The organism is Frankia sp. CgJB1 (assembly GCF_977947065.1).
This window is the reverse complement of the sequence record NZ_CDWTNB010000014.1, coordinates 20,614-45,005: the sequence shown is the minus strand read 5'-3', so window position 1 is coordinate 45,005 and position 24,392 is coordinate 20,614. Positions and strand designations below refer to the sequence as shown.

The window sequence follows — 24,392 nt, the reverse complement described above, 5'->3', positions numbered from 1 at the left end:
GCCGTTCACCGAGGCTTCCAGGCCCGGGGGCGGCGGCCCCCGCGGCGGCCGTCCGACCGGGCCGGGCCGGCCCGACAGAACCGACCGGGCTGGCCGGACAGATCAGACTGAGCAGGGCAGCCGGCGGGCCCGGGTGCCGGCTCCGCCACTTCCCGACGAGGCCCGCGCGGACCTGCTGGACCACGACGTGCGCTGCTCCCTTCGGGGGCTGCCGTCGTCGCTCGCCGACACAATCGCCCGCCATCTCGTCGCAACCGCCCTGCTGCTCGACGACGATCCCGCCCGCGCGCTTGCCCACGCCCGCGCCGCCGCCGATCGAGTGCCACGCCTGCCCGCGGTGCGCGAGGCAGTCGGTATCGCGGCTTACCACGCGGGGGAGTACGCGACGGCCCTGGTGGAACTTCGGGCCGCTCGTCGGATGGACGGTTCCGCGCACAACCTGCCGCTGATGGCGGACAGCGAACGGGGGCTGGGCCGGCCGGAGCGTACCGTCGCCTACCTGCGGGATCCGCAGATCGACCAGCTTGATCCGGCCGCTCGGGCGGAGATGCTCATCGTCGTCTCCGGGGCCCGCCGGGACCTCGGTCAGCCGGAGGCCGCCGTCGTGTTGCTGCGGGATCTGGCCACGGCCAAGACGCCGCCCGCGCCGTGGACCGCCCGTCTCTGGTACGCCTATGCCGAGGCGCTGCTTGCCGCCGGTCGTCCCGAGGAGGCCGCACGCTGGTTCACCTCCACGGCGGCGATCGACGAAGGAGAGACTGACGCTGACGCCCGCGCGTATCTGATCATGACTGGTCGGCTTCTCCCCGAGGAGAACGAGGAGGCTGCGTGGGACGGCGTGGATCTCCTGCTCTCCGATCGGGCCGATCCCGGCGCGGACGCCGGGACCGAGGCGAATACCGAAGCGAATGTCGATCAGGACGTTACCGACCATGATCTTACTGATCATGGTGACGCCCCTGGCCCCGGCCTCGAGACCGAGGGGACGAAGACCGAGGGGTAGGACCGTCCGGCCGAGGGCCACTCCGTCCGCGGTATCCGTGGGTCTGCGGGGAGGTGGGTCCGCGGTGGAGACGGACCGTACCTACGCCGGTCATGCGTACGCCGGTCAGTCGTCGAGTGGACGCAGCACGAGTCCGGTGCGCGGCTTCGGGGTGAACAACGTCGACTTGCGCGGCATCCGCTCGCCGGCCTCGGCGACGGCCGCCACATCGGCGATTGGGGTGGGGTTGAGCAGCAGCGCGGTACCTCCCGCCGCAGCCGCCGCGGCGATCGCGGCCGGCGCGTCGTGGTGGTAGTCGACCACGCCCACCGTGTCCGTCAACCCCCAGACGTCCACGATCAACGCAAGATGAGTGACGGTGACGTCGAGTCCACGGAAGGCCGCCGACCGCTCGGGGGGCAGACTACGCGCGAGCAGGTCGGGGTCGGGCTCGGTGAGCAGGTAGGCCGCGGTGCCGTTGGTGACCACGAATGCGTGCCCGCCCTGCCCGGCCTTGGCCAGCTCCTCCACCAGCGCGTCCGGGTCCGCGCCTGCCGGCCCCACGCCACCGGCATCCCCGGCAGCGGTACCGCCCTCGCCGGGCCCGGCGAGCTGACGCACGGTGAACACCTCGGCGGCCCGCCGCACTGCCTCGGCGAGCCCGAGACCACGCACCACCCGGTGGATGGCGTGCACCTGGGGCCCCGAGACGGTCGCGTCGACGAGGAAGGCCAGGCCGAAGTCCCAGGGACCCGAACCATCCCCGGCGGCGTGCCGTTCCGCCTGGTACTGGCGGTAGGTGGCGTACCGATGGTGGCCGTCTGCGATCACCGCGCGCCGGGGCAGCAGGTCCGCGGCGATGGCGGTGAGGACCGCCGGATCGTCGATGGCCCAGAGCCGGTGCGTCACCCCGTCGCCCGTGGACGTCTCCACCAGTGGCGTCGTGGCGACCACCATCGAGACCACCCGGCTGGTCTCGCCGCCGCCGGCGTAGAACAGGAAGATCGGTTCCAGGTTCGCGCGGGTCGCGCGGGTCAGCGCCAACCGGCCTGAGACCGGGCCCGCCATGGTGTTCTCATGCGGGAGGATGATCCCCGCATCCGGATCGGTCAGCGCGACCGCCCCGATCAGCCCGCGCTGGGCATGGCCGGCCTGCTCCTCCTCGTAGACGTAGACGGAGGCCTTCTCGTCGCGACGCAGCACCCCGCTGTCCAGCCATGCCCGCAGCGTGCGGGCGGCCCCGTCGTAGTCCTCCCCGGGGAGGATGAGCCGTACCACGTTGTGCTCGTCGCGCGCCTGGAGTTCCGCCCGCTCGGCGTCGTCGATGACGTCGTAGGGCGGGGAGGTCAGCGGGGCGAGGTCCGGCCCGGAGGACGGAAATCGTGCGGCCCGGAACGGGGCGAGCACGAGACCCGCCGGGGCGGGAACGGGACGATCGGCGTCAACCATGAGCCGCATAGTAGGGCCCCGAGAGTGCGGACCCGGTGTGACCCGGGAGTGCCCTCGCCACTGACCGCCCGTGTTCCGGCCGGCCCAACCGGGCGAGAGGAACATTTCATCACCTTTACGTAGTGCGAGCGTGCCATCGGAGCGGCGGGACGGTGGACAGCGCACACCTGATCGTTATGGGGATCTCGAGGTACGTCGGGTGGCTTTGCGGCGACACTGGAGCTGCGGACCTCGAGGATGTGCCTGGTGCCTGCGGTGGCGGACGGAGTGATTCCGGATCCGGAGGTGTTCCTCGGGTGAGAGGCGGTGATGCGCACCGAGGGCGCCACGGTGCGGCGGAGCCCGGCGCGAGGCCCGTGCCCGGTGCTCAGGATTGGCGAGGCGACAGATGATCATCCGTGTAGTGGAGGTGAAGATGTCCGAGGAGACCGGCCCTCCGGGGGATGTACCGGACGAGATGCCCGGTGGGCTGCCCGTCCGCGGACGACGTGATAGATCCAGCTCGGTGCCGTCCGAGGTGACGTCCTGGGGGGATGACGGTGCGGACCGGTCCCGGCCGGGACCGGCGGGTGAGGTCTACGACTGGTACACCCGGGGGATGGCGCTGCTCGGCCACGGGGACGCCAATGCCGCGGTGCAGCTGCTGGCCTACGCCGTCGCGGCCGAACCCGCCTCGCCGAGCGTGCGGGAGGCGCTGGCCCGGGCGCAGTTCACCGCCGGTCAGTACGGCGCGGCCCGGGAGACCTTCGCCTGGATCGTGGATCGGCATCCCACCGACGACTACGCCCAGTTCGGCCTCGGGTTGTCCGCCCGCAAGATCGGTGATCTTCGGGTGGCTGTGGAGCATCTGGCGCTGGCCGTGGCGATGCGTCCCGACATCCGACACTACGATGTCGCGCTGCGTGGCGCCCGCGCGGCGTTGGCCCGAGCGTGACCCGGCCGGCCGCCGTGCCCGCGGACGAGACCACGTCAGCCAGCTCTTCGTCAGCCAGCTCTTCCGCGGTCTCCTCCGCTTCGTCGTCTTCCGTGTTTTCTGGTTTCTCCGTGTCTTCCGGTGGCTTCCCCGGGCCGTTGCGTGGGACGGACCGGCCGCTGGCCGATCTGTTCGACGTCGCCCTGATGGATCTTGACGGTGTCGTCAACCGTGGGGGCGCCGCCGTGCCGCACGCGGCGGACACCATCGCTGCCGCGGGCCGCCGGGGGATGCGCACGGTGTACGTCACGAACAACGCACTGCGCCCGTCGGCCGAGGTCGCCGCCCGCCTGCGCGGCTTCGGCGTACCGGCGCAAACCGAGGACGTCGTCACCTCGGCGCAGGCAGCGGCGCACGTCCTGGCTGAACGGCTGGGCACCGGATCCCGGGTGCTCATTACCGGAGGGCGGGGACTTCGACAGGCGGTGACGGAGGAGGGCCTGGTCCCGGTGGACTCGGCCGAGGACGATCCGGCGGCGGTGGTCCAGGGGTTCGACCCGGATCTCACCTATGCCCGCCTCGCCGAGGCGGCCTATGCCATCCGGGCCGGAGCACTGTGGATCGCCAGCAACGCCGATCGCACCGTGCCGACCGAGCGGGGCGTCGCGCCCGGCAACGGATCCGTCATCGCCTTCCTGCGGGACGCCACGGACCGCGAGCCGGTGGTGACCGGCAAGCCCGAGTCGGCGATGCACCGCGAGTCGATGCGGCGCAGCGGAGCCCGGACACCCCTCATCGTCGGTGACCGGCTCGACACCGACACCGACATCGAGGCCGGTCACCGGACGTCGACGCCGACCCTGCTCGTCTTCACCGGGGTGACGACCCCCGGGGACCTGCTCGCCGCTCCCGCTCCGCACCGTCCCGACTTCGTCGCCGCGGACCTGCGCGGGCTGCTCCGGGTGGCGCCACCGGTGAAGGCCGTCCCGGAGCTGGGGAACCACGCCTATCGTTGCGGCGCCTGGAGCAGCCGGGTCGAGGACCTGATGGCTCCGGCGCCCCGGGCGCTGGAGCCCGTGGCGCCCGCCTGAGTCCCGGCGCCTTGGAGCATCGTCGGCGAACAGGCGCATCGTCACAGCAGCGAGCGGACCCGCAGCAGATCCCGCACGCTCGCGTCCACCTTCAGCCGTCCACTGGCCCAGGCGGTCATCGCAGGAAGCCTTCCCTCGGCGACCGCCACCAGGTCGTCGCTGTCCAGCGTTAGGATGATCTGGGCGTCGTCGCGGGTGCCCTCGCCGATGTGCCGCAGGCAGCCGTCACGCAGCTCCCCGGAGAAGACGGCATCGAGATCGGGGATACGGCAGACGATGACGCGATCCGGGGCACGCGGGGGACGGCCGTCGGCGGAGAGCCCATCCAGGCGGGCGGCGAGAGCATGGAGCGCGGCCTCGCACTGCGACCTGTCGGCCATCCCGGCCGGTCCTCCTCTCGGCCTGTTCGACCTGTGCCCCTCTCGGCCGGGCGTGTCCGGGACACTAGCGTGGGAGTAGGTGTTCCGGGCGGGACGACCCGCGTGGTGGGCGAGTTTACACCGGTTGCGAGCCGATCTCCGGTGGTCCTGACGGACCCGGGGTGAGGTCCCGGGCCGGCCGAGGGCGGATCCGGCCGGACGAGGAGTGGACAGGACATGAGATTCGTCGCATGACGCACGCCGCCAGGGTCCGTCGCGTCAGCGGCCGTGAGTGCGGGAGGCTGACAACGTGAACACCGAGAATCTGCCCGCCGAGGTTCGCGACGCCCTTGGCCGGCTGGACATGCTCGACGTCCTACCGACGGCCGCGCATGTCGAGGTCTTCGAGGAGATAAACCGCCGGTTGGCCGGGGCACTGGCGGACCTGGATGGGAGCGCTGACCAGGTTAAGGGCGCTGACCACGTCAAGGGCGCTGGGGGCGCGGCCGGGCCGGGCGTGCCCGTTCCGGCGCGTTCCGGGGCGCGTCCCACGGGAGGGCCGCGGCCCGGGCCGGGCATGATCCGGCCGGTGTGGTGAGTCGCTCCGGGGTCACGATGTCCCGCCGGACGCGTCTGGACAGCGAACTTGTCCGTCGTGGTCTCGCCCGGTCCCGGGAGCAGGCCGTTGCGGCGATCACCGCGGGTCGGGTGCTGGTCGGCGGCATTCCTGCCACGAAGGCCGCCACGGTGGTCGACGGATCCACCTCCATCGCGGTGACGAAGGGGGACGATCCCGGCTACGCCTCCCGCGGCGCGCACAAACTTCTCGGTGCCTTCGAGGCCTTCGGGGTCCCCGCACCGGAACCGGGTGTCGAAATCCCGCGTTCCACCGGCCCCACGCTGGTCGTGGCCGGTCGACGGTGCCTGGACGTCGGTGCCTCCACCGGCGGCTTCACCGACGTGCTGCTGCGGTACGGGGCGGCCTCCGTCGTGGCCGTGGACGTCGGCTACGGGCAGTTGCTGTGGCGGCTCCGCTGCGATCCCCGGGTCTGCGTGCTCGACCGCACCAACGCCCGGAACCTGACGCCCGCCGAGATCGGTGACCGCGTCGACCTGGTCGTCGGGGACCTGTCGTTCATCTCGCTGGCCCTGGTGCTGCCCGCGCTGCGCGCCTGCGCGGCCCCAGACGCCGATTTCGTGCTGCTGGTGAAGCCCCAGTTCGAGGTCGGCCGGGAGCGGCTCGGGCCAGGCGGGGTGGTGCGCGACACCGCGTTGCACGCCGAGGCGGTCCGCGACGTGGCCACGTCCGCAGCCATGCTAGATCTCGGCGTGCGTGGTGTCACGGCGAGTCCGCTGCCCGGCCCGGCGGGCAATGTCGAGTACCTGCTGTGGCTGGCCGCCGGGGCCCCACCGCTCGACGCGGACGTCCTGGCCGGGGCGATCGCCGCCGGCCCCGCGGGATCGGGGCGTCGGGCATGACGCGGGAGATCCTCGTTGTCACCCATCCCCGCCGCTCGGTGGTCCGGGAGAGCGCCCATTGGGTCATCGAGGGCCTGGCCGCAGCCGGGGTGTCGCCGCGAGTGCTGCGGGACGAGGCGGAGATGCTCGACCTGACCGCCGCCAACATCGTGCCGCACGACGCCGACGCGGCCGTCGGGGTGGAACTGGTGCTGGTCCTCGGCGGCGACGGCAGCCTGCTGCGCGGCGCGGAGCTGGCCCGCACCGCTGACGCCCCGCTGCTGGGCGTGAACCTCGGGCACGTCGGGTTCCTCGCCGAGGCTGAACCCGACGCGCTGGAATCCACCATCGAGCACGTCGTCCGCAAGGACTACACGGTCGAGGAACGCATGACGGTCGACGTCACGGTCCGGCGGCGTGACGAGGTCACCTATACCGGCTGGGCGCTCAACGAGATGTCCCTGGAGAAGGCCGAGCGCGCTCGGATGCTGGAATGCGTGCTGGAGATTGACGGGCGTCCGCTGTCCCGGTGGGGATGCGACGGGGTGATCTGTTCGACGTCCACCGGATCCACCGCCTACGCCTTCTCGGCCGGTGGTCCGGTGATGTGGCCGGGCGTCGAGGCCCTGCTGGTCGCCCCGATCAGCGCGCACGCGCTGTTCGCCCGGCCGCTCGTGCTGGCACCGGCCTCCGCGGTCGCCGTGGAGATCCTGCCGCCGGTGCCCGCGGTCCTCTACTGTGACGGCCGGCGGTTCGTCGAGGTGCCCCCCGAGTCGCGGGTCGAGGTGGTCCGCGGCCGCCAACCGGTCCGGCTCGCCGTGGTGCATCCGCTGCCGTTCACTGATCGTCTCGTCGCCAAGTTTGGCCTTCCGGTGGAAGGCTGGCGAGGACGCAACCAACGTGCCTCCCCCGCGTAGCGACTTCGCCGCGACGCGGGGACCCCTGGCCTAGGGCGCCGTTCGGGGTTTCCGTTAGCTCGCCTTCGGCGAGCTTCCTGGGATGATCGTCGGGGGGCTTCGCCGCGACGCGGCGGCAGCGGTGGCGGATCTTCCGCCTCTGCGATATCGGCCTCCGTTCTGGTGACGCTAGAGTTCGGGGCGTGCTCGAGGAGATTCGCATCCGCGGCCTCGGGGTCATCGACGACGCCGCCCTCGACCTTGCTCCCGGCCTCACCGTGGTGAGCGGCGAGACCGGAGCCGGCAAGACCATGATTGTCCAGGGGCTGGGGCTGCTCACCGGCGGGCGGGCGGATTACGGTCTGGTCCGGCCGGGGGTCGATCGCGCCTTCGTCGAGGGTCGGCTCGTCATCGGTGCCGAGTCGGCTGTCGCGGCCCGGGTCCGCGAAGTCGGCGGCGACCTCGACGAGGATCCGGGCGGCGCTGTCCTCGTTGTCGGTCGGACCCTGACCGCGGAGGGCCGGTCCCGGGCGCAGGTCGCGGGCCGCTCGGTCCCGGCGAGTGTCCTCGCCGAGATCGCCGAGGAGCTGATCGCCGTGCACGGCCAGTCCGAGGCACAGCGCCTGCTCAAGCCGTCCACCCAGCGTGACGCGTTGGACCGGTTCGCCGGTTCCGCCGTCGCCGGGCCGTTGGCCCGCTACGGCGGTGTGTACCGGGAGCTGACCCGGGTCAGTCGGCGGCTCGCCGAGATCACCGATCGGGTGCGTGAACGCGAGCAGGAGGCGGAGCTGCTGCGCCTCGGCCTGGACGAGGTGGAACGGGTCACCCCCGGCCCTGGTGAGGACGTCATCCTCGACGCCGAGCTGACCAGGCTGGAGCATGCGGAGACCCTGGTGCGGGCGGCGCGGACCGCGCACGCTGCGCTGATGAGCGATCCGGCCACCGGGTCGGACGAGCCCGGTGCGGTCGATCTGGTGGCCGCGGCCCAGCGGATCATCGCCGGCGAGTCCGCCCTCGACGCCGAGCTCGCCGCTCTCGGCGTGCGGCTCACGGAGGTGGGGATGCTACTCACCGACGTCGCCGCGGACCTCGCCTCCTACGCGGAGGGCATCGATGCCGACCCGGTGCGCCTCGCCGACGCCCAGGCGCGTAAGGCCGCCCTCACCAGCCTGACCCGGGCGCACGGTACCGGCATCGACGGCGTGCTGGCCTGGGCGGACCAGGCTGGGCGCCGGCTGCTGGAACTCGACGGCGCCGGGGACAGCGTCGAGGCGCTCACCGTCCGGCGGGACAGCCTGACCGCCGAGCTGGCCCGGCTCGCCGAGGAGGTCAGCGACGCCCGGACCAAGGCGGCGGCCCGGTTCGGTGCGGCGGTCGCCGCCGAGCTCGCCGGGCTCGCGATGCCCCGGGCCCGGGTGGAGGCCGCCGTGTCGCAGCGCGACGATCCGGCCGGTCTGCCGGTCGGCCTGCGGGTCGTCGCGTTTGGACCGTTCGGCGTCGACGACGTGGAGCTGCGGCTGATCCCGCATCCCGGGGCGCCGCCGCGGCCGGTCCAGAAAGGCGCGTCGGGCGGTGAGCTGTCCCGGGTTATGCTCGCGATCGAGGTCGTCCTCGCCGCCGCCGACACCGGTTCGACCATGGTCTTCGACGAGGTGGACGCCGGGGTCGGCGGTCGGGCCGCGGTGGAGATCGGCCGGCGCCTCGCCCGTCTCGCCCGCACTCATCAAGTGATCTGTATCACCCATCTGCCGCAGGTCGCCGCCTTTGCGGACCGTCATCTGGTGGTCCACAAGGCCGACGACGGATCGGTCACCCGCAGTGGGGTCGTCACGCTCGACGACGCCGGCCGGGTGCGGGAACTCTCCCGGATGCTTGCCGGCCAGGAGGAGAGCCCGCTGGCCCGTGGGCACGCCGAGGAGCTGCTCGCCGCCGCGGCGGCAGACAAGGCGCTGCCGTAGTGCCACCGCGGTCGGGGAGGCCGGGCATCCTGCGGTGGTCCAGGGAGTCACCGAAAGTGATAGCCGAGGGCCCTGACTCACCCTTATGGCAGAGTCCCCGCATTGCGCTGGAGGCGTCGTGCGGGGGAGCTGTTACCGTGAAGTCCCGTGGAGGCGCCGGGGCCGGACCGGCGGCGTAACCACGGGAGCTTCGGGTGGGTCAGGCGCATATCACCAAACACATCTTCGTCACCGGCGGGGTCGCGTCCAGCCTCGGCAAGGGACTGACCGCGTCGAGCCTCGGTCGACTCCTCAAGGCTCGTGGACTCCGCGTCACGATGCAGAAGCTCGACCCCTACCTCAACGTGGACCCGGGGACGATGAACCCGTTCCAGCACGGTGAGGTGTTCGTGACCGACGATGGGGCCGAGACCGACCTCGACATCGGCCACTACGAGCGGTTCCTCGACGTCGACCTCGACGGCAGCGCCAACGTGACGACGGGCCAGGTCTACTCGGCCGTTATCGCCAGGGAACGCCGCGGCGGCTATCTGGGCCAGACCGTCCAGGTCGTCCCGCACATCACCGACGAGATCAAGAACCGGATCCGGCGGCTGGCCGGTGACTCCGTCGACGTGGTGATCACCGAGGTCGGCGGGACCGTCGGGGACATCGAATCGCTGCCCTACCTGGAGGCGATCCGTCAGGTACGCCACGAGGTCGGTCGGGACAACGCCCTGACGGTGCACGTGAGCCTGGTCCCTTACCTCGCCCCCTCCGGAGAGCTGAAGACCAAGCCGACCCAGCATTCGGTCGCGGCGTTGCGCAGCATCGGCCTGCAGCCCGACGCCGTGGTCTGCCGGTCCGACCGGCCGCTGCCCGATTCACTCAAGAAGAAGATCGCGATGATGTGCGACGTCGACGACGAGGCCGTCGTCGGGGCGCCGGACGCGAGCTCCATCTACGACATTCCCCGGGTGCTGCACCGCGAGGGTCTCGACGCCTACGTGGTGCGTCGGCTCGGGCTGTCCTTCCGCGACGTCGACTGGACGGAATGGGACACGTTGCTGCGACGGGTGCACCACCCGGCCAACACGGCGACGATCGCGATCGTCGGCAAGTACGTGGACCTCCCCGACGCCTACCTCTCGGTGACCGAGGCCCTGCGCGCCGGCGCCTTCGCCACCGACACTCGGGTGGACCTGCGGTGGGTCACCTCGGACGAGTGCTCTTCCCCGGACGTGACGGCCACCCTGCTTGACGGGGTCGACGGGATCATCGTTCCCGGTGGTTTCGGGGTGCGGGGCATCGAGGGCAAGCTCACCGCGCTGCGGCACGCCCGCGAGAACGGTATTCCGACCCTCGGTATCTGCCTCGGCCTGCAGTGCATGGTCATCGAGGCGGCCCGCAGTCTCGCCGGCCTGGAGGCGGCGAACTCCACCGAGTTCGTCCCCGAGACCCCCCACCCGGTGATCTCCACGATGGCTGACCAGCACGAGGTGGTGGCCGGCACCCGGGACATGGGCGGCACAATGCGACTGGGCCTGTACTCGTGCGTGCTGGCGCCCGGCACGCACGCCCGGCGTGAGTACGGCGCCGCCGAGGTCGCCGAGCGCCACCGGCACCGGTACGAGGTGAACAACGACTATCGGCACCGGCTGGCCGCCGCCGGGCTGGTCTTCTCCGGGGCGTCGCCGGACGGCCGCCTGGTCGAGGTGGTCGAGCTGCCCGCCGACGTGCACCCGTACTACGTCGGCACCCAGGCACATCCGGAGTTCCGGTCCCGGCCGACCCGGGCCCATCCGCTGTTCCGGGGTCTCGTCGCCGCGGCGGTCGCGCATGCGGACCGCCGCCGCGGGGTGCTGCCGGTGGACCTGCCGGGCGAGGACGCTCCCACTCCGGAGAACGGCGCCCCGGAGAACGGCGCCGCGCAGACCCGCGGCGTCACGGCCGGTCGATCCGGCGGGAGTATCCGCCGGGGCGCGAGCGCATCCCGTCCGAGCGTCAGCTCCAACGGCACCGCCGCGCTGGTGTCCCCGTGACGGCGACCCCGCACCGGTACGAGGTCACCGAGAGCACCCTGGCCTACCAGGGGAGGGTCATCTCTGTCCGCCGCGATCAGGTGCGGATGCCGGATGGCGACATCTCGCAGCGTGATGTGGTGGTGCATCCCGGCGCCGTGGGGGTGGTCGCCCTCGACGAGGCCGATCGGGTGGTGATGGTCCATCAGTACCGTCATCCCGTCGGTGGTCCGCTGTGGGAGCTGCCCGCCGGCATTCTCGACGTGCCGGGCGAGCCGGCGTCCTCGGCCGCCGCGCGGGAGCTGGCCGAGGAGGCCGGGCTGCGCGCCGACCGCTACGATCTGCTGGTTGACGTGTGGGCCTCGCCGGGGATGACCGACGAGGCCTACCGCCTTTTCCTGGCCCGCGGGCTGCACGAGATCCCGGCTGCCGAGCGGTACGTGCCGGTGCACGAGGAGGCCGAGATGGGTCTCGCGCGTATCGACTTCACCGACGCTGTCGAACGGGTCCTGCGCGGTGAGATCACCAACGCGATGGCGGTCATCGGGCTGCTGGCCACGGCCCGGGCGCGCGGCGAGAACTACGCCGGTCTGCGCCCACCCGACGCACCCTGGCCCGCTCGTCCCGCCCACCGCGGCTGAGCCGCCGCGCCGCGGCCCCGTTTCTCCGCGGTGGTGTCGGTCCGGTCCCGCGGTGGCGTCAATCGTTGTGGACCAGCACGCCGGCGGCCTCGTCGACGACGATGCCCCGCGCGGCGGCGAGGGTCACCGCGTCGATCGGGAATGCCTGCGCGACCCCGGGGACGGTGAACGTGCCGTCCCCGGTCACCGCGAGGGTCACCTGGTACCGGCCCGGCCGGGCGTAGCCGTGCGCCACATAGGCCTCGGGATGATCGCGCGGTGAGATCGCCGGGTCGTAGGGCCGGCCGGGAGCATCCGGGCCGGTCTCGCCGTCACCGAACTCCCAGTGATAGTGGGGAACGGCGCTGATGGTCGCCACGACCGGCTGGTCGACGTTGAACGTGAACGAGTCGGGCACGGGGGTGTAGAGGATCGTGGCCAGGTTCGCGAAGCTGCGGCCGGACGGCGCGATGACGATCGACGGCTTCGGCAGGAGTTTCTCGCGCAGGTAGTTGGCGAGCGCGGCCTGCACCTGGGCGATCGGCACCGCGCCGGCGGGCAGCAGGTAGTTGAAGCAGCCCGCTACCGCCTGGTCGTACTGGGCCCGCGCCTGCGCGTCCATCGCCGGATCCGGCCCGACCGCGGTCAGCAGGTCACAGACGGCCGCCGGGTCGTCCGGACAATCCTGGCCGCAGGCCGCGCTCCGCCGGGCCCCCGATCCGGTCGGGATCCCGACGCGCTCCAGCACTCCGTCGTGGTAGCGGTACTGGTAGCCGTTGTCCGTGGCCCGGGTGTCACAGGTACCCCACAGCGCGCCGGCGGCGAGGCTGGTCAGGCTCACCAGCAGCAGCGCGCCGACCGCGATCAGCGCCGGGCGCGGGAACGCGCGGCGCCGGCCGGCGGTGGTCGTGCGGGCGGCGGTGGTCGTGCGCGGGGCGGTCGTCCCCGGGCCGGTGGTCATGCCCGGGCCGGGGCGTAGCGCAGGGTCTGGATACGCCAGCCGTGGTCGGTGAGCGACAGTTCGGCCGTGCCGACCCGGGTCGGCACGGCCGGGGCGTCGGAGACCCGCCGGCCCGCTGGGTCCAGCAGCCCCACCGCCCGGGTTCGCACGGTGAAGTCCACCTCGGTGACGAGCCCGACCCGCGGCCGGGCGAGCACGTCGCTCAGCTGATAGGCCGGCCCGTCCGCGCGCAGCCCCCGCTGCTGGAGTGAGCGGGTCACCCCGACGTCGAGGACGCAGGGCTGGCAGCCACCGAGCGCCCTCGGCGCGATAACCGCGACCCGACCGGCCCGCGCGGCCTCGTTGATCTCGTGAAAGTAGCCCTCGACCGTGCGGGTAGCGGCCGCGGGCGTGTCGTCGACCGAACCGGGGAAGGAAGGGCCGCCGGAGACGGCCGTGCCCGGGTTTTGGGAACCGGGGCGGGTCGGGACCGCGGCCCCGGATGGCTCGTGCTGGTCGCCGCCGCAGCCCGCGCCCGTGAGGATGACGAGCATGGCGATAGCGACCCCCAGCCGTGCGGCGTACCGTGACGACCCGTTGTCCGCTTGCACAAGTCGCCAGGATAGCCGCGGAAACGCGGTATGTGGATAGGCGCCAACGGAGAACGGGGGGCAGGTCCTACTATCAGTTCGATGATGGGAGTCACCGACGGCGACCGGGTATTCCGGCTGCGCCCCCCCGCGGCCTCGGCATCCGGCGTCGGCGGGTCCTCGGATCATCGTCCGTCGGCGCCTCGGCCCGGGCCGGACGACCTGGCTGGGCCGGACGACCTGTCCCGGCCTGCGGATCATCGAGCCGGGTCCCAGCTGCGTGGCACGCCCGCCGGCGTCATCGAGCGCTATCTCCACCATCTGGAGGGCGAACGCGGACTCGCGCACAACTCGGTGCTCGCCTACCGTCGCGACCTGCGCCGCTATTATGATCATCTCTCCGCATGCGGTCTGTCCTCGTTGGGCGCGGTCGGTGAGGCGGAGGTTGCCGGATTCGCCGCCGTGCTGCGCACCGGTGACGACACGCACCCGCCGCTTGCCGCGGCGTCGGTCGCGAGGATGCTGGTCGCCGTCCGGTCGCTGCACCGCTTCGCGGCCGACGAGGGTGACGTCCCCGAGGACGTGTCCCGGCCGGTTCGACCGCCGACGCCTCCCCGGCGGCTACCGAAGGCCCTGAGCATCGACCAGGTGGTGGCCGTCCTCGCCGCGGCCGCGGGTGCGCCCCCGTCGGGATCCCCGCCGCCGCCCGGGGGACCGCCGCCGGTGGAACCGGCCGAGGCCGTCCGCCGTCTGCGCGCGACCGCGTTGCTGGAGCTTCTCTACGGCACCGGGGCCCGGATCTCGGAGGCCGTCGGTCTCGACGTCGACGATCTCGATCTGGAGGCCGCCTCCGTCCGCCTGCACGGCAAGGGCGGACGTGACCGGATCGTCCCGCTCGGTCGGTGCGCCATCGCCGCGGTGGCCGACTACCTGCGGGTGGGGCGGCCGATGCTGGCCGCCCCCCGCTCGGGGCCCGCGGTCTTCCTGTCCCGCCGCGGTAACCGCCTGTCCCGGCAGAGCGCGTGGTCGGTGCTGCGTACGGCGGCGCTCGCGGCGGGTGTGGAGGGGGTGTCACCCCACGTGCTGCGCCATTCCTTCGCCACCCACCTGCTCGACGGCGGCGCCGACGTCCGGGTGGTGCAGGAGCTGCTGGGACACGCCTCGGTCAGCACCACTCAGATCTACACCTTGGTGACGGTGGACCGGCTTCGCGAAGTGTACGCGGCCTCACACCCACGCGCCTTGGGCTCGACCCTGGGCTCGATCGGTCACCACTCCCGGACCTGGGGACCCGAGGACGGATCCGTGCATGACGGATCCGTGAGTTTCGCCGGGGCACCGCCCCGGTTCTGAGCGACGGTCGGTGTCCCGGGCGAATGTCCACCCGGGACTGTCCGCGGGAGAACGCGCCAAGCGGCGCGACGCCACCGCTTGGGGACGGGTGGACCGGCGCGGCACGTGGACACGCTCAGGATGCGGACGCTCAGGATGGGGTGTACGGCCCCAGGCTGGGCATCCCGTTGGAGGGAGCCGAGGCGGGAACGCCGCCGACACCGCCGACCGGCTGCGTGCTGCGCTCGGCCAGGGTTTCGCCCACCTTACGGGCGATCGCTTCCATCAGGCGCAGTGCCTGCGGCAGCGACAGGTTCAGCACCACTTCGCTGTCGTTCGTCATCGCGAAGCGAACCGACACGTCCGCCATTGCTCGACCTCTCTCGCCTGACTCCGAAGATCTGCTCGATGTGTGTGAAACGGAACGGTACGGCCCATCTGAGACCAATGCGCGCGCGGGGTTCCTGGAAGTACCGGCAGGTTCGCTTTTCGTGTCTACTCTCTCACCAATTGTCGCGGTCCAAGAGCTGTAGCTGTCAGTCACGTGGGTTGCTCCTCTGCCGGTGGCGACGTGTATGGACCCGGTCGATCCGGATCTCCCCACGGGGGGCGAGCTCGGAAAAATCGGGCACGTAGCTGTCCCGTTGTCTCTGCATAGTCCCTCATTGCCAGGAGCTGTCCGCAAGGGGGTGGACTTGTCATGCATCGTCATGTCGGAGGGTGAACGGGTTGGTTCCCACCGTTCTGGGAACGCTTTCACGGGTGTCACGCAGCCGGGCGGCCAAAGCCCGGATCGGGCAGGATAACAGGGTGGCTTCCACTGACCGCGTCCGGCCGGATGTCCCCGCGCTGATCATCGGTATCCTCGGCGGCTCGGGTCCGCAGGGCGGGGGCCTCGGCCTGCGGTTCGCCGCCGCCGGCCATCTCGTGCTGATCGGGTCCCGCTCGACCGAACGCGGCCAGCAGGCCGCGGCCGCGCTCGCGCGTCCCGGCCTGCGTATCGAAGGCGCGGACAACGCCACGGTCGCCGAGCGCGCGGATATCGTCATCATCGCGGTTCCCTGGGAGGGCCATCGCCAGACCCTGGCCGCCTTGCGGGAGCCGTTGGCCGGGAAGATCGTGATCGATTGCGTCAACCCCCTCGGCTTCGACAAGGGGGGTGCCTTCGCACTCGTGGTGCCCGAGGGCAGCGCCGCGCAGCAGGCGGCCGTCGTCCTGCCGGACAGCACCATCGTGGCGGCCTTCCACCACGTCTCTGCGGTGCTGCTGGCCGATGACGCGGTCGCGAAGATCGACACTGATGTCCTGGTCCTCGGCGACGATCGGGCCGCCACCGATCTGGTGGCCGCGCTCGCCGAGCGCATTCCCGGCATGCGGGGCATCTACGCCGGCACGTTGCGCAACGCCGGTCAGGTCGAGGCGTTGACCGCAAACTTGATCTCGGTCAATCGTCGGTACAAGTCACACGCCGGCCTGCGGGTCACCGATGTCTGAGCGGCGTCCGGACGTGGCCTCTCCGGACGTGGCCCGTTCGGACGTGGCCACGGTGGCGAACGGGCGGGAACGAGAGGCGGGGACGGCCTTCCGGGACGATCTGGGCCACCCGGTGGCGATTCCGGCGCGGGTGGAACGGATCGTCTCGCTCGTTCCCAGCCTCACCGAGTCGATCGCCGTTACCGCGCCCGGTCTGCTGGTGGGTGCCACCGACTGGTGCAGCCATCCCGCGGGGCTGGCCGTCGCCCGGGTCCGGGGGACAAAGAACCCCGACCTCGACACCATCGTCTCCCTGGCTCCGGACCTGGTCTGCGCGAACGCCGAGGAGAACCGGGAACCCGACCTCGCCGCGCTGCGCCGGGCCGGGCTCGCCGTGTGGGTCACCGCCCCTACCACGGTCGATCAGGCTCTGGTGAGCCTGGACCGGATGCTGCGCCTGGCCTGCGGGCTGGCTCGTCCCGGCTGGCTCGACGCCGCCCGGCAGGCCTGGGCCGTGCCGGCCGCCGGGCCGCGGCGGCGGGCGTTGGTGCCGATCTGGCGCCGGCCGTGGATGGCGGTCGGCCGGGACACCTTCACCGGCGACGTGCTGCGCCGGCTGGGGGTCGACAACGTGCTGGCGGACTCGCCGGACCGCTACCCTCGGATCGATCCCGCGGCCGTCCCGCCCCATGACCTGGTGGTCCTGCCCGATGAGCCGTACCCCTTCAGCCCGTCGGACGGACCCGAGACCTTCAGCGCGCCCGCGGTCTGCGTGTCCGGCCGCCTGCTGACCTGGTACGGCCCGTCCCTGGTCGAGGCGGGGTCCGTGCTCGCGGCGGCGCTGGCCCGGACCGGCGATGGGCCGGAGTGACAGCGCCGCCGCCGGCACCACCGGCCGGATGGCTGATCAGTAGCTGTGCTCGATTGTCGGGTACCTGCCGTCCCGGACGTCCGCGCGGTAGGCCCGGGCGGCGTCCGCGAGAATCGTGCGCAGATCCGCGTACCGCTTGACGAACCGCGGCGCGCGGCCGTCGCTCAGCCCGGCCATGTCCTGCCAGACCAGCACCTGGGCATCGCATCCCGAGCCGGCTCCGATGCCCACGGTGGGGATGCGCAACTCCTTCGTCACCCGGGTGGCCAGATCGGCGGGAACCACCTCGAGCACGACCGCGAACGCGCCGGCCGCCTCGAGCGCCAGCGCGTCGGCCAGCAGGACCTCGCCGGCCTCGTCGCGGCCTTGGACCCGGTAGCCCCCGATAGTGTGGATGCTCTGCGGGGTCAGCCCCAGATGCCCGATAACGGGGATGCCGGCGCCGACCAGGGCGTCCACCGCCCGGACCACCCGGGAACCGCCCTCGAGCTTCACCGCGTGCGCCCCGCCCTCCTTGAGGAAGCGGGTAGCGTTCGCCAGCGCCTCGGCCGGCCCCCCCTGGTACGACCCGAAGGGCAGATCGGCGACGACCATCGCGTGCGGTGCTCCGCGGACCACCGCCCGGACCAGCGGCAGCAGCTCGTTGACGGTGATCGGCACGGTCGTGTCGTAGCCGTAGACGACGTTGGCGGCTGAGTCCCCGACCAGCAGGACGGGGATCTCCGCCTCGTCGAAGACGGCGGCGGAGGTGGCGTCGTACGCGGTCAGCATCGACCACTTCTCGCCCCGGTTCTTCGCCGCGGCGACGTCACGCACTGTGAAACGGGACCGGCGTGGCCGCGGCGGCGTGGTCGGCGCGCCGTAGGGCGTCGCCGCCGGGCCCGCCGGGTGGGTGGGTGTGCCTGAAGCATCCATGAGTGCTCCTGTACGTCCGTCCGGGCGCTGGGCGTCCCGGCGTCCCTCTCATGCTGCCACCAACGGCCGCCACGCGGAGAGCCCGCGGCGGAGCAGATCCCCCGGCCCCTAGGTGGCTGTTCGGGCTGGGGCGTTCGGGTGGTGGTTTCGCGGTGGACCATGGCCCGATCGGCGTGGAACGCGACGCACGCCACGCCGCTGCCCTGGCAAACGGATGCGTCTTGGCCGGCTGGGACGTATTCTGATCTTGAAGTCCGGCGGGAACGTGCGGCGTGATCAAGGTGGCGGGTGGCCTTTCCATGCGGATGCATCGGCACGGCGGCGACGGAGCGTGCGGGGGATCAGGCCGGTGTCCCGCCTGATGGCCACCCGGGACGTGCGCACTCCGCATCCTCGGCGGCCGTCCGACCGGGTGCCCTCCGGGGTCCGCGTCTCCCGCGCTCCCGGTCGTCCGAGGGACACCCGCTGCGATGAGGCGATCATCGATGCCGCGCTGCACGAGCTCGCGACGGTCGGCTTCGCGAGCCTGTCGATGGAGGCGGTGGCGACCAGCGCCGGGGTCGGCAAGGCGACGGTCTATCGCCGATGGCCAACGAAGGATGCCCTGATCGGGGACGCGTTGGACACCCTGGCCGACAGTCTCGACGCGGTCGAGACCGGCTCCCTGCGCGACGACCTGGTGGCCTGGCTGAATGCGCTGCGCCGGCACAACCTCCAGTCGTTGTCCGGGCGGATCATGCCGAAGCTCGTTGCCGAGCGGAGCACGCACCCGGAGTTGTTCGCCACCTACTCGCAGAAGATGATCGAGCCGTCGCGGGAGAAGGCGGCCGCCATGCTCCGGCGCGGCATCGAATCGGGGGAACTCGCCGCGGACGTCGACGTCGACCTCGTCGTCGACATGCTGGTCGGTCCGGTCGCTTATCGGCAGTACATGAGTGGTGACTACGAGGTGAGCGGAACGCGGATCGCGAAGATCGTCGACACCATCCTCGGTGGTATCCGCTGCCGGGAGGGTGCGCGGCCGACGGCGGAGCCGTCCGCGCCGCACCCGTCACACTGAGTACCTCGCTCGCCGTACCCTGCTCGCCGGGGGCACCATGCGTCCGCGAGTAGCATCGCGAACGGGCCAGGAAGGCCTGCCGTGGGGCCGCCTGCCGGCCGGCGACGCACCGGCGGTGCGATCCCCGCACCCGTGTTCCCAGCGCAACAGGAGAGATTCGGTGTCCGACGTCCGCCTTACCGTTCAGCACGCCCAGCGCAGCGATCCGCGGGTGGTGCCGACCGGGACGACGGCCGCCGAGCTGTTCGCCGACGACCGGAACGTGATCGCGGCTCTGGTTGACGGCCAGCAACATGATCTCGCTCATGTTCTCGCCGACGGGGCCGTCGTCGAGCCGATCATGATTGACTCGCCGGCCGGGCGGGCGATCATCCGGCATTCCGCCGCGCACGTCGTCGCCCAGGCGGTCCAGGAACTCTTCCCGAAGGCGCGCCTGGGCATCGGGCCGCCCATCGACAACGGTTTCTACTACGACTTCGACGTCGAGTCCCCGTTCACCCCGGACGACCTCAGGGCCATCGAGAAGAAGGCGCAGGCGATCATCAAGGCCGGCCAGCGATTCTCCCGGCGGGTCGTCACCGAGCCCGAGGCCCGCGCGGAGCTCGCCGACGAGCCGTACAAGATTGAGTTGATCGGACTGAAGTCGAGTGACGCGGCGGCCGACGACGCCGAGGCGAGTGTCGAGGTCGGGGCGGGCGAGCTGACCATCTACGACAACCTCGACGCGAAGACCGGCAAGCTGTGCTGGAAGGACCTTTGCCGCGGGCCGCATGTGCCCACCACCCGGGCCATCACGGCCTTCGCGATCCTGCGCTCCGCCGCGGCCTACTGGCGGGGGAGCGAGAAGAACCCGCAGCTGCAGCGCATCTACGGCACTGCGTGGGAGTCGCGCGACGCGCTCAAGGCCTACCAGACCAGGCTGGCCGAGGCCGAGAAACGCGATCACCGCAAGCTTGGCGCGGAGCTTGACCTGTTCTCGTTCCCGACCGAGATCGGCCCGGGGCTGGCGGTTTTCCACCCCAGGGGCGGCGCGATCCGCACCGCGATGGAGGACTACTCGCGGCGCCGGCACATCGAGGCCGGGTACTCGTTCGTCAACACCCCGCACATCACCAAGTCGGAGCTCTACCAGATCTCCGGGCACCTGGACTGGTTCGCCGAGGGCATGTACCCGCCCATGCAGCTCGACGGCGGCACCGACTACTACCTCAAGCCGATGAACTGCCCGATGCATATCCTGATCTTCCGGTCGCGGGGCCGGTCGTACCGGGAGCTGCCGCTGCGGCTGTTCGAGTTCGGCACGGTCTACCGTTACGAGAAGTCCGGAGTGGTCCATGGCCTGACCCGGGTGCGCGGGCTTACCCAGGACGACGCGCACCTGTTCTGCGCCCGCGAGCAGCTACCCGCCGAGCTCGACAGCGTGCTGACGTTCGTGCTCGGGTTGCTGCGCGACTTCGGGCTGACCGACTTCTACCTGGAGCTGTCGACCCGGCCGGAGGGCAAGGCCGTCGGCACCGACGAGGAGTGGGCGCAGGCCACCGAACTGCTGCGGGAGGCCGCGCAGAAGCAGGACCTGGAACTGGTGATGGACCCGGGCGGCGGTGCCTTCTACGGGCCGAAGATCTCCGTGCAGGCCCGCGACGCCATCGGCCGGACCTGGCAGCTGTCCACCATCCAGGTGGACTTCCAGCTGCCGCGGCGTTTCGACCTGGAGTACCAGGCTGCGGACGGGACCCGGCAGCGTCCGTTCATGATCCATCGGGCGTTGTTCGGCACCATCGAGCGGTTCTTCGCCATCCTGTTGGAGCACTACGCCGGGGCGCTGCCGCCGTGGCTCGCGCCGGTGCAGGTGGTCGGCATCCCGATCACCGACGAGCACGTGCCGTACCTGGGCGAGGTCGCCCGGCGGCTCGCCGCGCACGGCCTCCGGGTGGAGGTCGACTCCTCCGACGACCGGATGCAGAAGAAGATCCGTACGGCGCAGAAGCAAAAGGTGCCGTTCATGCTGCTGGCCGGAGATTCCGATGTCGCTCAGGGTGCGGTGTCGTTCCGTTTCCGGGACGGGGCGCAGCGCAACGGCGTGCCGGTGGACGAGGCCGTCGCGGAGATCCTCGACGCGGTGGAGCGCCGCCGCCAGGTCTGAGCCGCGCGGCTGGCCCCGGGCCCCGTTCAGAAGACAGAGGACTCGTGCTGTCCCGGTGGACCAACTTCTCGGTAGCGGGCCGGAGCCGATGGTTCCGGCCCGCTACCGTCTGGCTACACTTTTTGGGGATGTCGGGGTTTTGCTGGGGCCGGGAGGAGGCAAGCTGAAACCAGCGTGGCGCGAACAGGTCGAGTACTGGGCCGCGGTGGCTTCCGAGCGTGGCGCCGATGCCGCCGTGTTACACGTACAGTCGCGCCAGCTGGCTGCGCTGTACTTCATGGGTTATGTCGTCGAGGCGTACGCGAAGGCGCTTGCCACGGCTCATGGTAAAATCGTCAGACGAACCCACGACCTCGTACCGCTACTCGACGACTGCGGAATCCGGCGAGGAGATCTTCCGATGGATCTTCGTGCTTACGTCGATGCGCGCTTGGTCGAGATGCGATACGAACTGGTTCTTCGGCCCGGTATCGACTATGTCACGGAGCTTGCGCGGGCCCGGCGGCTCGCCGCCGTACCTCGGGCGCCGGCTCAACCGATTACTCTGATCGTATCTGAGGTACCTGTCTTGGGCCGGCCACTTCGACGTGGCAGCGGGAAGAGCGAGGTCAAGGAGGTGACGGCATGCCGAGTATGCATCAGGAGACAGCGGACCGTGTGCGGGTGGCTGTTCTGGCACGCATCCGCACGCGCGACGAACAGGCAGTGGTGACGGTAAAGCCGGATCCATTCCGGGGCTATCGGATCCGCGTCGTCACGCAGATCTTCAGCGGGCGCTCCCAGCCTGAACGGCGTGAAATCGCACTCGCGGCCGTCCTGCCTGACGCGGACGTAGCGTTCATGAGCCTGCTCACCCCCGACGAGGCAGCAGCATCTGCATCCGAGGAAGATCTTCCATCTACGTCACCGGAACTCCCGCTGTGGCCCGACTCGTTGGCGCGCGGTCAGCGCGAGCCGATCGAGGTCCGGCTTCCCTCACGATCGGACGACTTCCTTTCCGAGCCGGTCATCGCCACCTTCTACTCCCTCAGAGGGGGTGTCGGAAGATCGACATTGCCCGCCTACACTGCTCTGTTGCTAGCCCGTGAACACCGAGTGCTCTGCCTCGATATGGATCTTGAGGCGCCTGGTCTTGCCGCACTCTTCGACGTGGAGCGCGAAGTCATACCAGGAATAGGGTGTTGTTCCGCTTCTACTGGAGGCGGACATAGCCGGCGAAATGCCTGATGTCACCGCCCATCTGCTGCGTGCTCATCCCGAACGGGAACTCTATCTTCTGCCCGCCGGATATCCGGATGCCAATTATGCGCGCCAGCTCGCTCAGCTCGACCCAGCGGCATGGTACCGTGAGGAAAATAATCCACTCCGCGCGCTCATCGGCGCCGTCCGTGACCTCCATATCTCGCCGCAGATTGTTCTCATAGATTCAAGGACCGGGATCAGTCCGCTGTCGGCACCTCTTCTCTTCGATCTGGCCGACATAGCTGTCGTAACATTCTTCCTGCATCCGCAGGCACGGGTGGGAACGCGGGCGCTGACGCGGGCGCTTCTGGCGGCCAGATCCGAGCGGGCCTACACTCCTGAGCCCCGTTTTCTGGTGAGCCCGGTTCCGGGCGCGGGCGCTCCGGAGACTCGTCGGCGATACGAGGACCGGGCGGTGGGCTGGATCTTGGAATGGCTCTCGCCGGCGGTGGTCGAAGGCGGGGATCCAGCGTTCCCGGAGGTTGACGAGCTTGTCCACGTCCTCGGTTACAGCGAGGACATCGCGGGATCTGATTCCGTAGTTCCCGAGACCGGCATCGATGCTTATTCGCCCGTCGGGGAGTGGATCGCAGGGTTCGTTCCGCAGTCGGCGGCAGCCGAGCGGGACGGCGCAGCCGCCATGGCCATCCCGCCGCCCGGTTCAAAAGCCGGCGCCCTGGCTGAGATCCACTTCTCGACGGGCACCGCGGAGGCTCAGTCCGACGACGAGTTCCAGGAGACCTTCCTACGCACAGAAGTTGTCGGCCGGGCCGCCCGGGACGACGTGCCCCTGATACTTGGCCGGAAGGGCACGGGGAAGACCACCCTGTTCCGCAGCCTCGCCGCGGACGGGAACATCGTGGTGACCAGCCCTCCGCGGCTGCCGATGAGAAGACCCTGGATGCCGTCCAGCGGGACATACCGAGCCATCGGCGAGGTCTTGGCGGACCGGGGAGACGACTGGCGCACGGCGTGGATGTTGCTTATCGGGGTCGTGATCCAGCTGACCAGTGGGCGCCCTCGTCGGCCGGTGCCCGCGTTCGGTGGACTCACCTGTGACTCCAAGGACGAGTCGCAGTACAACGAACTTAACCTCGTCCAAGATGTACGCAAAATGCTTTCCATCGAAGACGCTGGACTCGTCGGCTGGCAGTGGATTCGGGACCTCGACGCGGATGTTGCCCGGGGCACATTTCTTCTTTTCGACGGTCTTGACACTGGGTTCGGTCTCACTCCTGCCGACCTCACTCGACGGCGGGAAAGTGTGGGGGGACTGCTGTCCCTGTTGTCCGAGCGCGGTGACGAGCTGGTGAATCTTCGGATGAAGATCATGCTCAGGGAGGACATCTGGCGAACCGTTCAGCTACCGAACAAGTCACATTTCTTCGGTCGCGACGTGACGTTGTCCTGGGCAAACCAGACCGATTATCTCAAGGTGGTCGTCAAGCAGGCGCTCTGGGCGCCGGCCGTCACTGATCTCGTTCGTGAGAGGGTGCCGGAACCCGGGCTGCAGCGCTTTTTGCCGGAGCTGGTCGAGAGGTGGCCGCAGCCGCAGGTGCTCAATGCGTGGCGCGTGCTGGTTGGTGAGCGGATCTCCGGCGGCAAGACCGCTTTCACGTACAACTGGGTATGGCGCCGACTTTCGGACAGCAATGAAAACCACTCGCCACGCTCGCTTGTCCGGCTTTTCCACCTCGCCGCTGACCGAGAGCGGTGACTGTCGCTGGCACCGCCCTACTACGAGCGCAGCCTGATACGTCCCCGGGCGCTCGTGGAGTCGCTGGATGACATCAGTGAACAGGAAATCGACTCCCTGCAGGACGAGTTTGCCGAGCTCGTTCCCTTGTTCGATGCCCTCCGGGGGATCGGACGTACGCCGTTTCCGGCGCGAGAGCTGGAGGTCGACTCGGACGTCGAGAACCTCGGGCTGGAGGTCGGCCTCCTCGGTATCGATCTTGGTATCCGCGATGACACCGAGCGCTACCGCGTCCCGGAGCTGTACCGAAAGGCACTCGGTATGGGGCGTAAGGGCCAGGCATAAAACGAGCGCCGGCTGTAACGGCTCGACTCGAGCCGCGCGGCTGGCCCCGGCCCGCGCGG

At 70.6% G+C, this 24,392-nt stretch carries 22 protein-coding genes and 1 pseudogene; 17 read left to right on the top strand and 6 right to left on the bottom strand.

All coding sequences use genetic code 11. The features are described from left to right. Positions 1-1,003, top strand: a pseudogene (locus tag AC08OT_RS03390) (hypothetical protein); the annotation flags it as partial. A gap of 105 nt (positions 1,004-1,108) precedes the next feature. Here AC08OT_RS03390 and AC08OT_RS03385 read toward each other — a convergent pair. After that, positions 1,109-2,440 (bottom strand): DUF1015 family protein, encoded by a 1,332-nt coding sequence (locus AC08OT_RS03385; protein ID WP_476591686.1) that lies wholly within the window; start codon positions 2,438-2,440, stop codon positions 1,109-1,111. Positions 2,441-2,846: 406 nt separating this feature from the next. Here AC08OT_RS03385 and AC08OT_RS03380 point away from each other — a divergent pair, with 406 nt between their 5' ends. Both AC08OT_RS03380 and AC08OT_RS03375 read left to right on the top strand, forming a co-directional pair. Continuing rightward, complete coding sequence (locus AC08OT_RS03380) at positions 2,847-3,365, top strand: tetratricopeptide repeat protein (protein ID WP_476591687.1); 519 nt, start codon at positions 2,847-2,849, stop codon at positions 3,363-3,365. 185 nt (positions 3,366-3,550) lie between these two features. After that, positions 3,551-4,435, top strand: coding sequence for an HAD-IIA family hydrolase (locus tag AC08OT_RS03375; RefSeq protein ID WP_476591714.1), 885 nt, complete (start codon positions 3,551-3,553; stop codon positions 4,433-4,435). A 41-nt stretch (positions 4,436-4,476) separates the two neighbouring features. Here the strand turns inward: AC08OT_RS03375 and AC08OT_RS03370 are convergent, their stop codons facing one another. Then, positions 4,477-4,815, bottom strand: a complete 339-nt coding sequence (locus AC08OT_RS03370; RefSeq protein WP_476591688.1) for an alkyl sulfatase C-terminal domain-containing protein — start codon at positions 4,813-4,815, stop codon at positions 4,477-4,479. Positions 4,816-5,104: 289 nt separating this feature from the next. Here AC08OT_RS03370 and AC08OT_RS03365 point away from each other — a divergent pair, with 289 nt between their 5' ends. The 6 genes from AC08OT_RS03365 to AC08OT_RS03340 all read left to right on the top strand — a co-directional run bounded on the left by AC08OT_RS03365 (position 5,105) and on the right by AC08OT_RS03340 (position 11,747). Then, on the top strand, positions 5,105-5,392 hold the full coding sequence (locus AC08OT_RS03365; RefSeq protein ID WP_476591689.1) for a hypothetical protein: 288 nt from the start codon (positions 5,105-5,107) through the stop codon (positions 5,390-5,392). Between the two features lie 17 nt (positions 5,393-5,409). Continuing rightward, the gene (locus tag AC08OT_RS03360; protein WP_476591690.1) at positions 5,410-6,273 is read left to right on the top strand and encodes a TlyA family RNA methyltransferase; all 864 of its coding nucleotides are present in this window, start codon (positions 5,410-5,412) and stop codon (positions 6,271-6,273) included. Beyond that, positions 6,270-7,169, top strand: coding sequence for an NAD kinase (locus AC08OT_RS03355; RefSeq protein WP_476591691.1), 900 nt, complete (start codon positions 6,270-6,272; stop codon positions 7,167-7,169). Before AC08OT_RS03360 ends, AC08OT_RS03355 begins: the two co-directional genes overlap by 4 nt. A 182-nt stretch (positions 7,170-7,351) precedes the next feature. Further along, positions 7,352-9,106 (top strand): DNA repair protein RecN, encoded by a 1,755-nt coding sequence (gene recN, locus AC08OT_RS03350; protein ID WP_476591692.1) that lies wholly within the window; start codon positions 7,352-7,354, stop codon positions 9,104-9,106. 194 nt (positions 9,107-9,300) lie between these two features. Next, a complete protein-coding gene (locus AC08OT_RS03345; RefSeq protein ID WP_476591693.1) occupies positions 9,301-11,127 on the top strand; it encodes a CTP synthase in 1,827 nt (608 codons plus the stop codon). Beyond that, positions 11,124-11,747 (top strand): NUDIX domain-containing protein, encoded by a 624-nt coding sequence (locus AC08OT_RS03340; RefSeq protein ID WP_462188285.1) that lies wholly within the window; start codon positions 11,124-11,126, stop codon positions 11,745-11,747. The genes AC08OT_RS03345 and AC08OT_RS03340 overlap by 4 nt, the downstream gene beginning before the upstream one ends. 58 nt (positions 11,748-11,805) lie before the next feature. On the opposite strand, the gene AC08OT_RS03335 is transcribed toward AC08OT_RS03340, so the two are convergent. Together AC08OT_RS03335 and AC08OT_RS03330 are read right to left on the bottom strand one after the other, a co-directional pair. Next, positions 11,806-12,687, bottom strand: coding sequence for a PKD domain-containing protein (locus AC08OT_RS03335; RefSeq protein WP_476602522.1), 882 nt, complete (start codon positions 12,685-12,687; stop codon positions 11,806-11,808). Then, entirely contained in the window at positions 12,684-13,220 is a 537-nt protein-coding gene (locus AC08OT_RS03330) for a hypothetical protein (protein ID WP_476591695.1), read from the bottom strand. Before AC08OT_RS03330 ends, AC08OT_RS03335 begins: the two co-directional genes overlap by 4 nt. Positions 13,221-13,361: 141 nt before the next feature. Here AC08OT_RS03330 and AC08OT_RS03325 point away from each other — a divergent pair, with 141 nt between their 5' ends. Then, positions 13,362-14,609 carry a site-specific tyrosine recombinase XerD gene (locus AC08OT_RS03325; RefSeq protein ID WP_476591696.1) on the top strand — a complete coding sequence of 416 codons (1,248 nt, stop codon included), beginning with the start codon at positions 13,362-13,364 and terminating at the stop codon, positions 14,607-14,609. A gap of 130 nt (positions 14,610-14,739) precedes the next feature. Here AC08OT_RS03325 and AC08OT_RS03320 read toward each other — a convergent pair whose 3' ends face one another. Continuing rightward, on the bottom strand, positions 14,740-14,958 hold the full coding sequence (locus AC08OT_RS03320; protein WP_476591697.1) for a hypothetical protein: 219 nt from the start codon (positions 14,956-14,958) through the stop codon (positions 14,740-14,742). A gap of 440 nt (positions 14,959-15,398) precedes the next feature. Between AC08OT_RS03320 and npdG the strand changes: the two genes are divergently transcribed. Both npdG and AC08OT_RS03310 read left to right on the top strand, forming a co-directional pair. Then, positions 15,399-16,082 carry an NADPH-dependent F420 reductase gene (npdG, locus tag AC08OT_RS03315; protein WP_476591698.1) on the top strand — a complete coding sequence of 228 codons (684 nt, stop codon included), beginning with the start codon at positions 15,399-15,401 and terminating at the stop codon, positions 16,080-16,082. Further along, on the top strand, positions 16,075-16,932 hold the full coding sequence (locus tag AC08OT_RS03310; RefSeq protein ID WP_476591699.1) for a helical backbone metal receptor: 858 nt from the start codon (positions 16,075-16,077) through the stop codon (positions 16,930-16,932). The genes npdG and AC08OT_RS03310 overlap by 8 nt, the downstream gene beginning before the upstream one ends. Positions 16,933-16,968: 36 nt before the next feature. Here the strand turns inward: AC08OT_RS03310 and panB are convergent, their stop codons facing one another. Further along, complete coding sequence (gene panB, locus AC08OT_RS03305; protein ID WP_476591700.1) at positions 16,969-17,847, bottom strand: 3-methyl-2-oxobutanoate hydroxymethyltransferase; 879 nt, start codon at positions 17,845-17,847, stop codon at positions 16,969-16,971. A 349-nt stretch (positions 17,848-18,196) separates the two neighbouring features. Between panB and AC08OT_RS03300 the strand changes: the two genes are divergently transcribed. The 5 genes from AC08OT_RS03300 (at position 18,197) to AC08OT_RS03280 (ending at position 24,333) form a co-directional block, all read left to right on the top strand. Then, the gene (locus AC08OT_RS03300; protein WP_476591701.1) at positions 18,197-18,907 is read left to right on the top strand and encodes a TetR/AcrR family transcriptional regulator; all 711 of its coding nucleotides are present in this window, start codon (positions 18,197-18,199) and stop codon (positions 18,905-18,907) included. A gap of 160 nt (positions 18,908-19,067) precedes the next feature. Further along, positions 19,068-21,050, top strand: coding sequence for a threonine--tRNA ligase (gene thrS, locus AC08OT_RS03295; RefSeq protein WP_476591702.1), 1,983 nt, complete (start codon positions 19,068-19,070; stop codon positions 21,048-21,050). Between the two features lie 624 nt (positions 21,051-21,674). Further along, a complete protein-coding gene (locus tag AC08OT_RS03290; protein WP_476591703.1) occupies positions 21,675-22,277 on the top strand; it encodes a hypothetical protein in 603 nt (200 codons plus the stop codon). After that, positions 22,270-24,009 carry a hypothetical protein gene (locus tag AC08OT_RS03285; protein ID WP_476591704.1) on the top strand — a complete coding sequence of 580 codons (1,740 nt, stop codon included), beginning with the start codon at positions 22,270-22,272 and terminating at the stop codon, positions 24,007-24,009. The genes AC08OT_RS03290 and AC08OT_RS03285 overlap by 8 nt, the downstream gene beginning before the upstream one ends. A gap of 54 nt (positions 24,010-24,063) precedes the next feature. Continuing rightward, the gene (locus AC08OT_RS03280) at positions 24,064-24,333 is read left to right on the top strand and encodes a hypothetical protein (RefSeq protein ID WP_476591705.1); all 270 of its coding nucleotides are present in this window, start codon (positions 24,064-24,066) and stop codon (positions 24,331-24,333) included. Positions 24,334-24,392: the final 59 nt, after the last annotated feature.

What these genes read in the sequence shown, in the direction of transcription:
- AC08OT_RS03375 (WP_476591714.1), top strand. Translation starts at nt 3,551, where the DNA reads ATGGATCTTGACGGTGTCGTCAACCGTGGGGGCGCCGCCGTGCCGCAC.
- AC08OT_RS03330 (WP_476591695.1), bottom strand. Translation starts at nt 13,220, where the DNA reads ATGCTCGTCATCCTCACGGGCGCGGGCTGCGGCGGCGACCAGCACGAG.
- AC08OT_RS03310 (WP_476591699.1), top strand. Translation starts at nt 16,075, where the DNA reads ATGTCTGAGCGGCGTCCGGACGTGGCCTCTCCGGACGTGGCCCGTTCG.
- panB (WP_476591700.1), bottom strand. Translation starts at nt 17,847, where the DNA reads ATGGATGCTTCAGGCACACCCACCCACCCGGCGGGCCCGGCGGCGACG.
- AC08OT_RS03360 (WP_476591690.1), top strand. Translation starts at nt 5,410, where the DNA reads ATGTCCCGCCGGACGCGTCTGGACAGCGAACTTGTCCGTCGTGGTCTC.
- AC08OT_RS03380 (WP_476591687.1), top strand. Translation starts at nt 2,847, where the DNA reads ATGTCCGAGGAGACCGGCCCTCCGGGGGATGTACCGGACGAGATGCCC.
- AC08OT_RS03320 (WP_476591697.1), bottom strand. Translation starts at nt 14,958, where the DNA reads ATGGCGGACGTGTCGGTTCGCTTCGCGATGACGAACGACAGCGAAGTG.
- AC08OT_RS03355 (WP_476591691.1), top strand. Translation starts at nt 6,270, where the DNA reads ATGACGCGGGAGATCCTCGTTGTCACCCATCCCCGCCGCTCGGTGGTC.
- AC08OT_RS03325 (WP_476591696.1), top strand. Translation starts at nt 13,362, where the DNA reads ATGGGAGTCACCGACGGCGACCGGGTATTCCGGCTGCGCCCCCCCGCG.
- AC08OT_RS03290 (WP_476591703.1), top strand. Translation starts at nt 21,675, where the DNA reads ATGCCGAGTATGCATCAGGAGACAGCGGACCGTGTGCGGGTGGCTGTT.
- AC08OT_RS03370 (WP_476591688.1), bottom strand. Translation starts at nt 4,815, where the DNA reads ATGGCCGACAGGTCGCAGTGCGAGGCCGCGCTCCATGCTCTCGCCGCC.
- AC08OT_RS03285 (WP_476591704.1), top strand. Translation starts at nt 22,270, where the DNA reads ATGCCTGATGTCACCGCCCATCTGCTGCGTGCTCATCCCGAACGGGAA.
- AC08OT_RS03385 (WP_476591686.1), bottom strand. Translation starts at nt 2,440, where the DNA reads ATGCGGCTCATGGTTGACGCCGATCGTCCCGTTCCCGCCCCGGCGGGT.
- AC08OT_RS03335 (WP_476602522.1), bottom strand. Translation starts at nt 12,687, where the DNA reads ATGACCACCGGCCCGGGGACGACCGCCCCGCGCACGACCACCGCCGCC.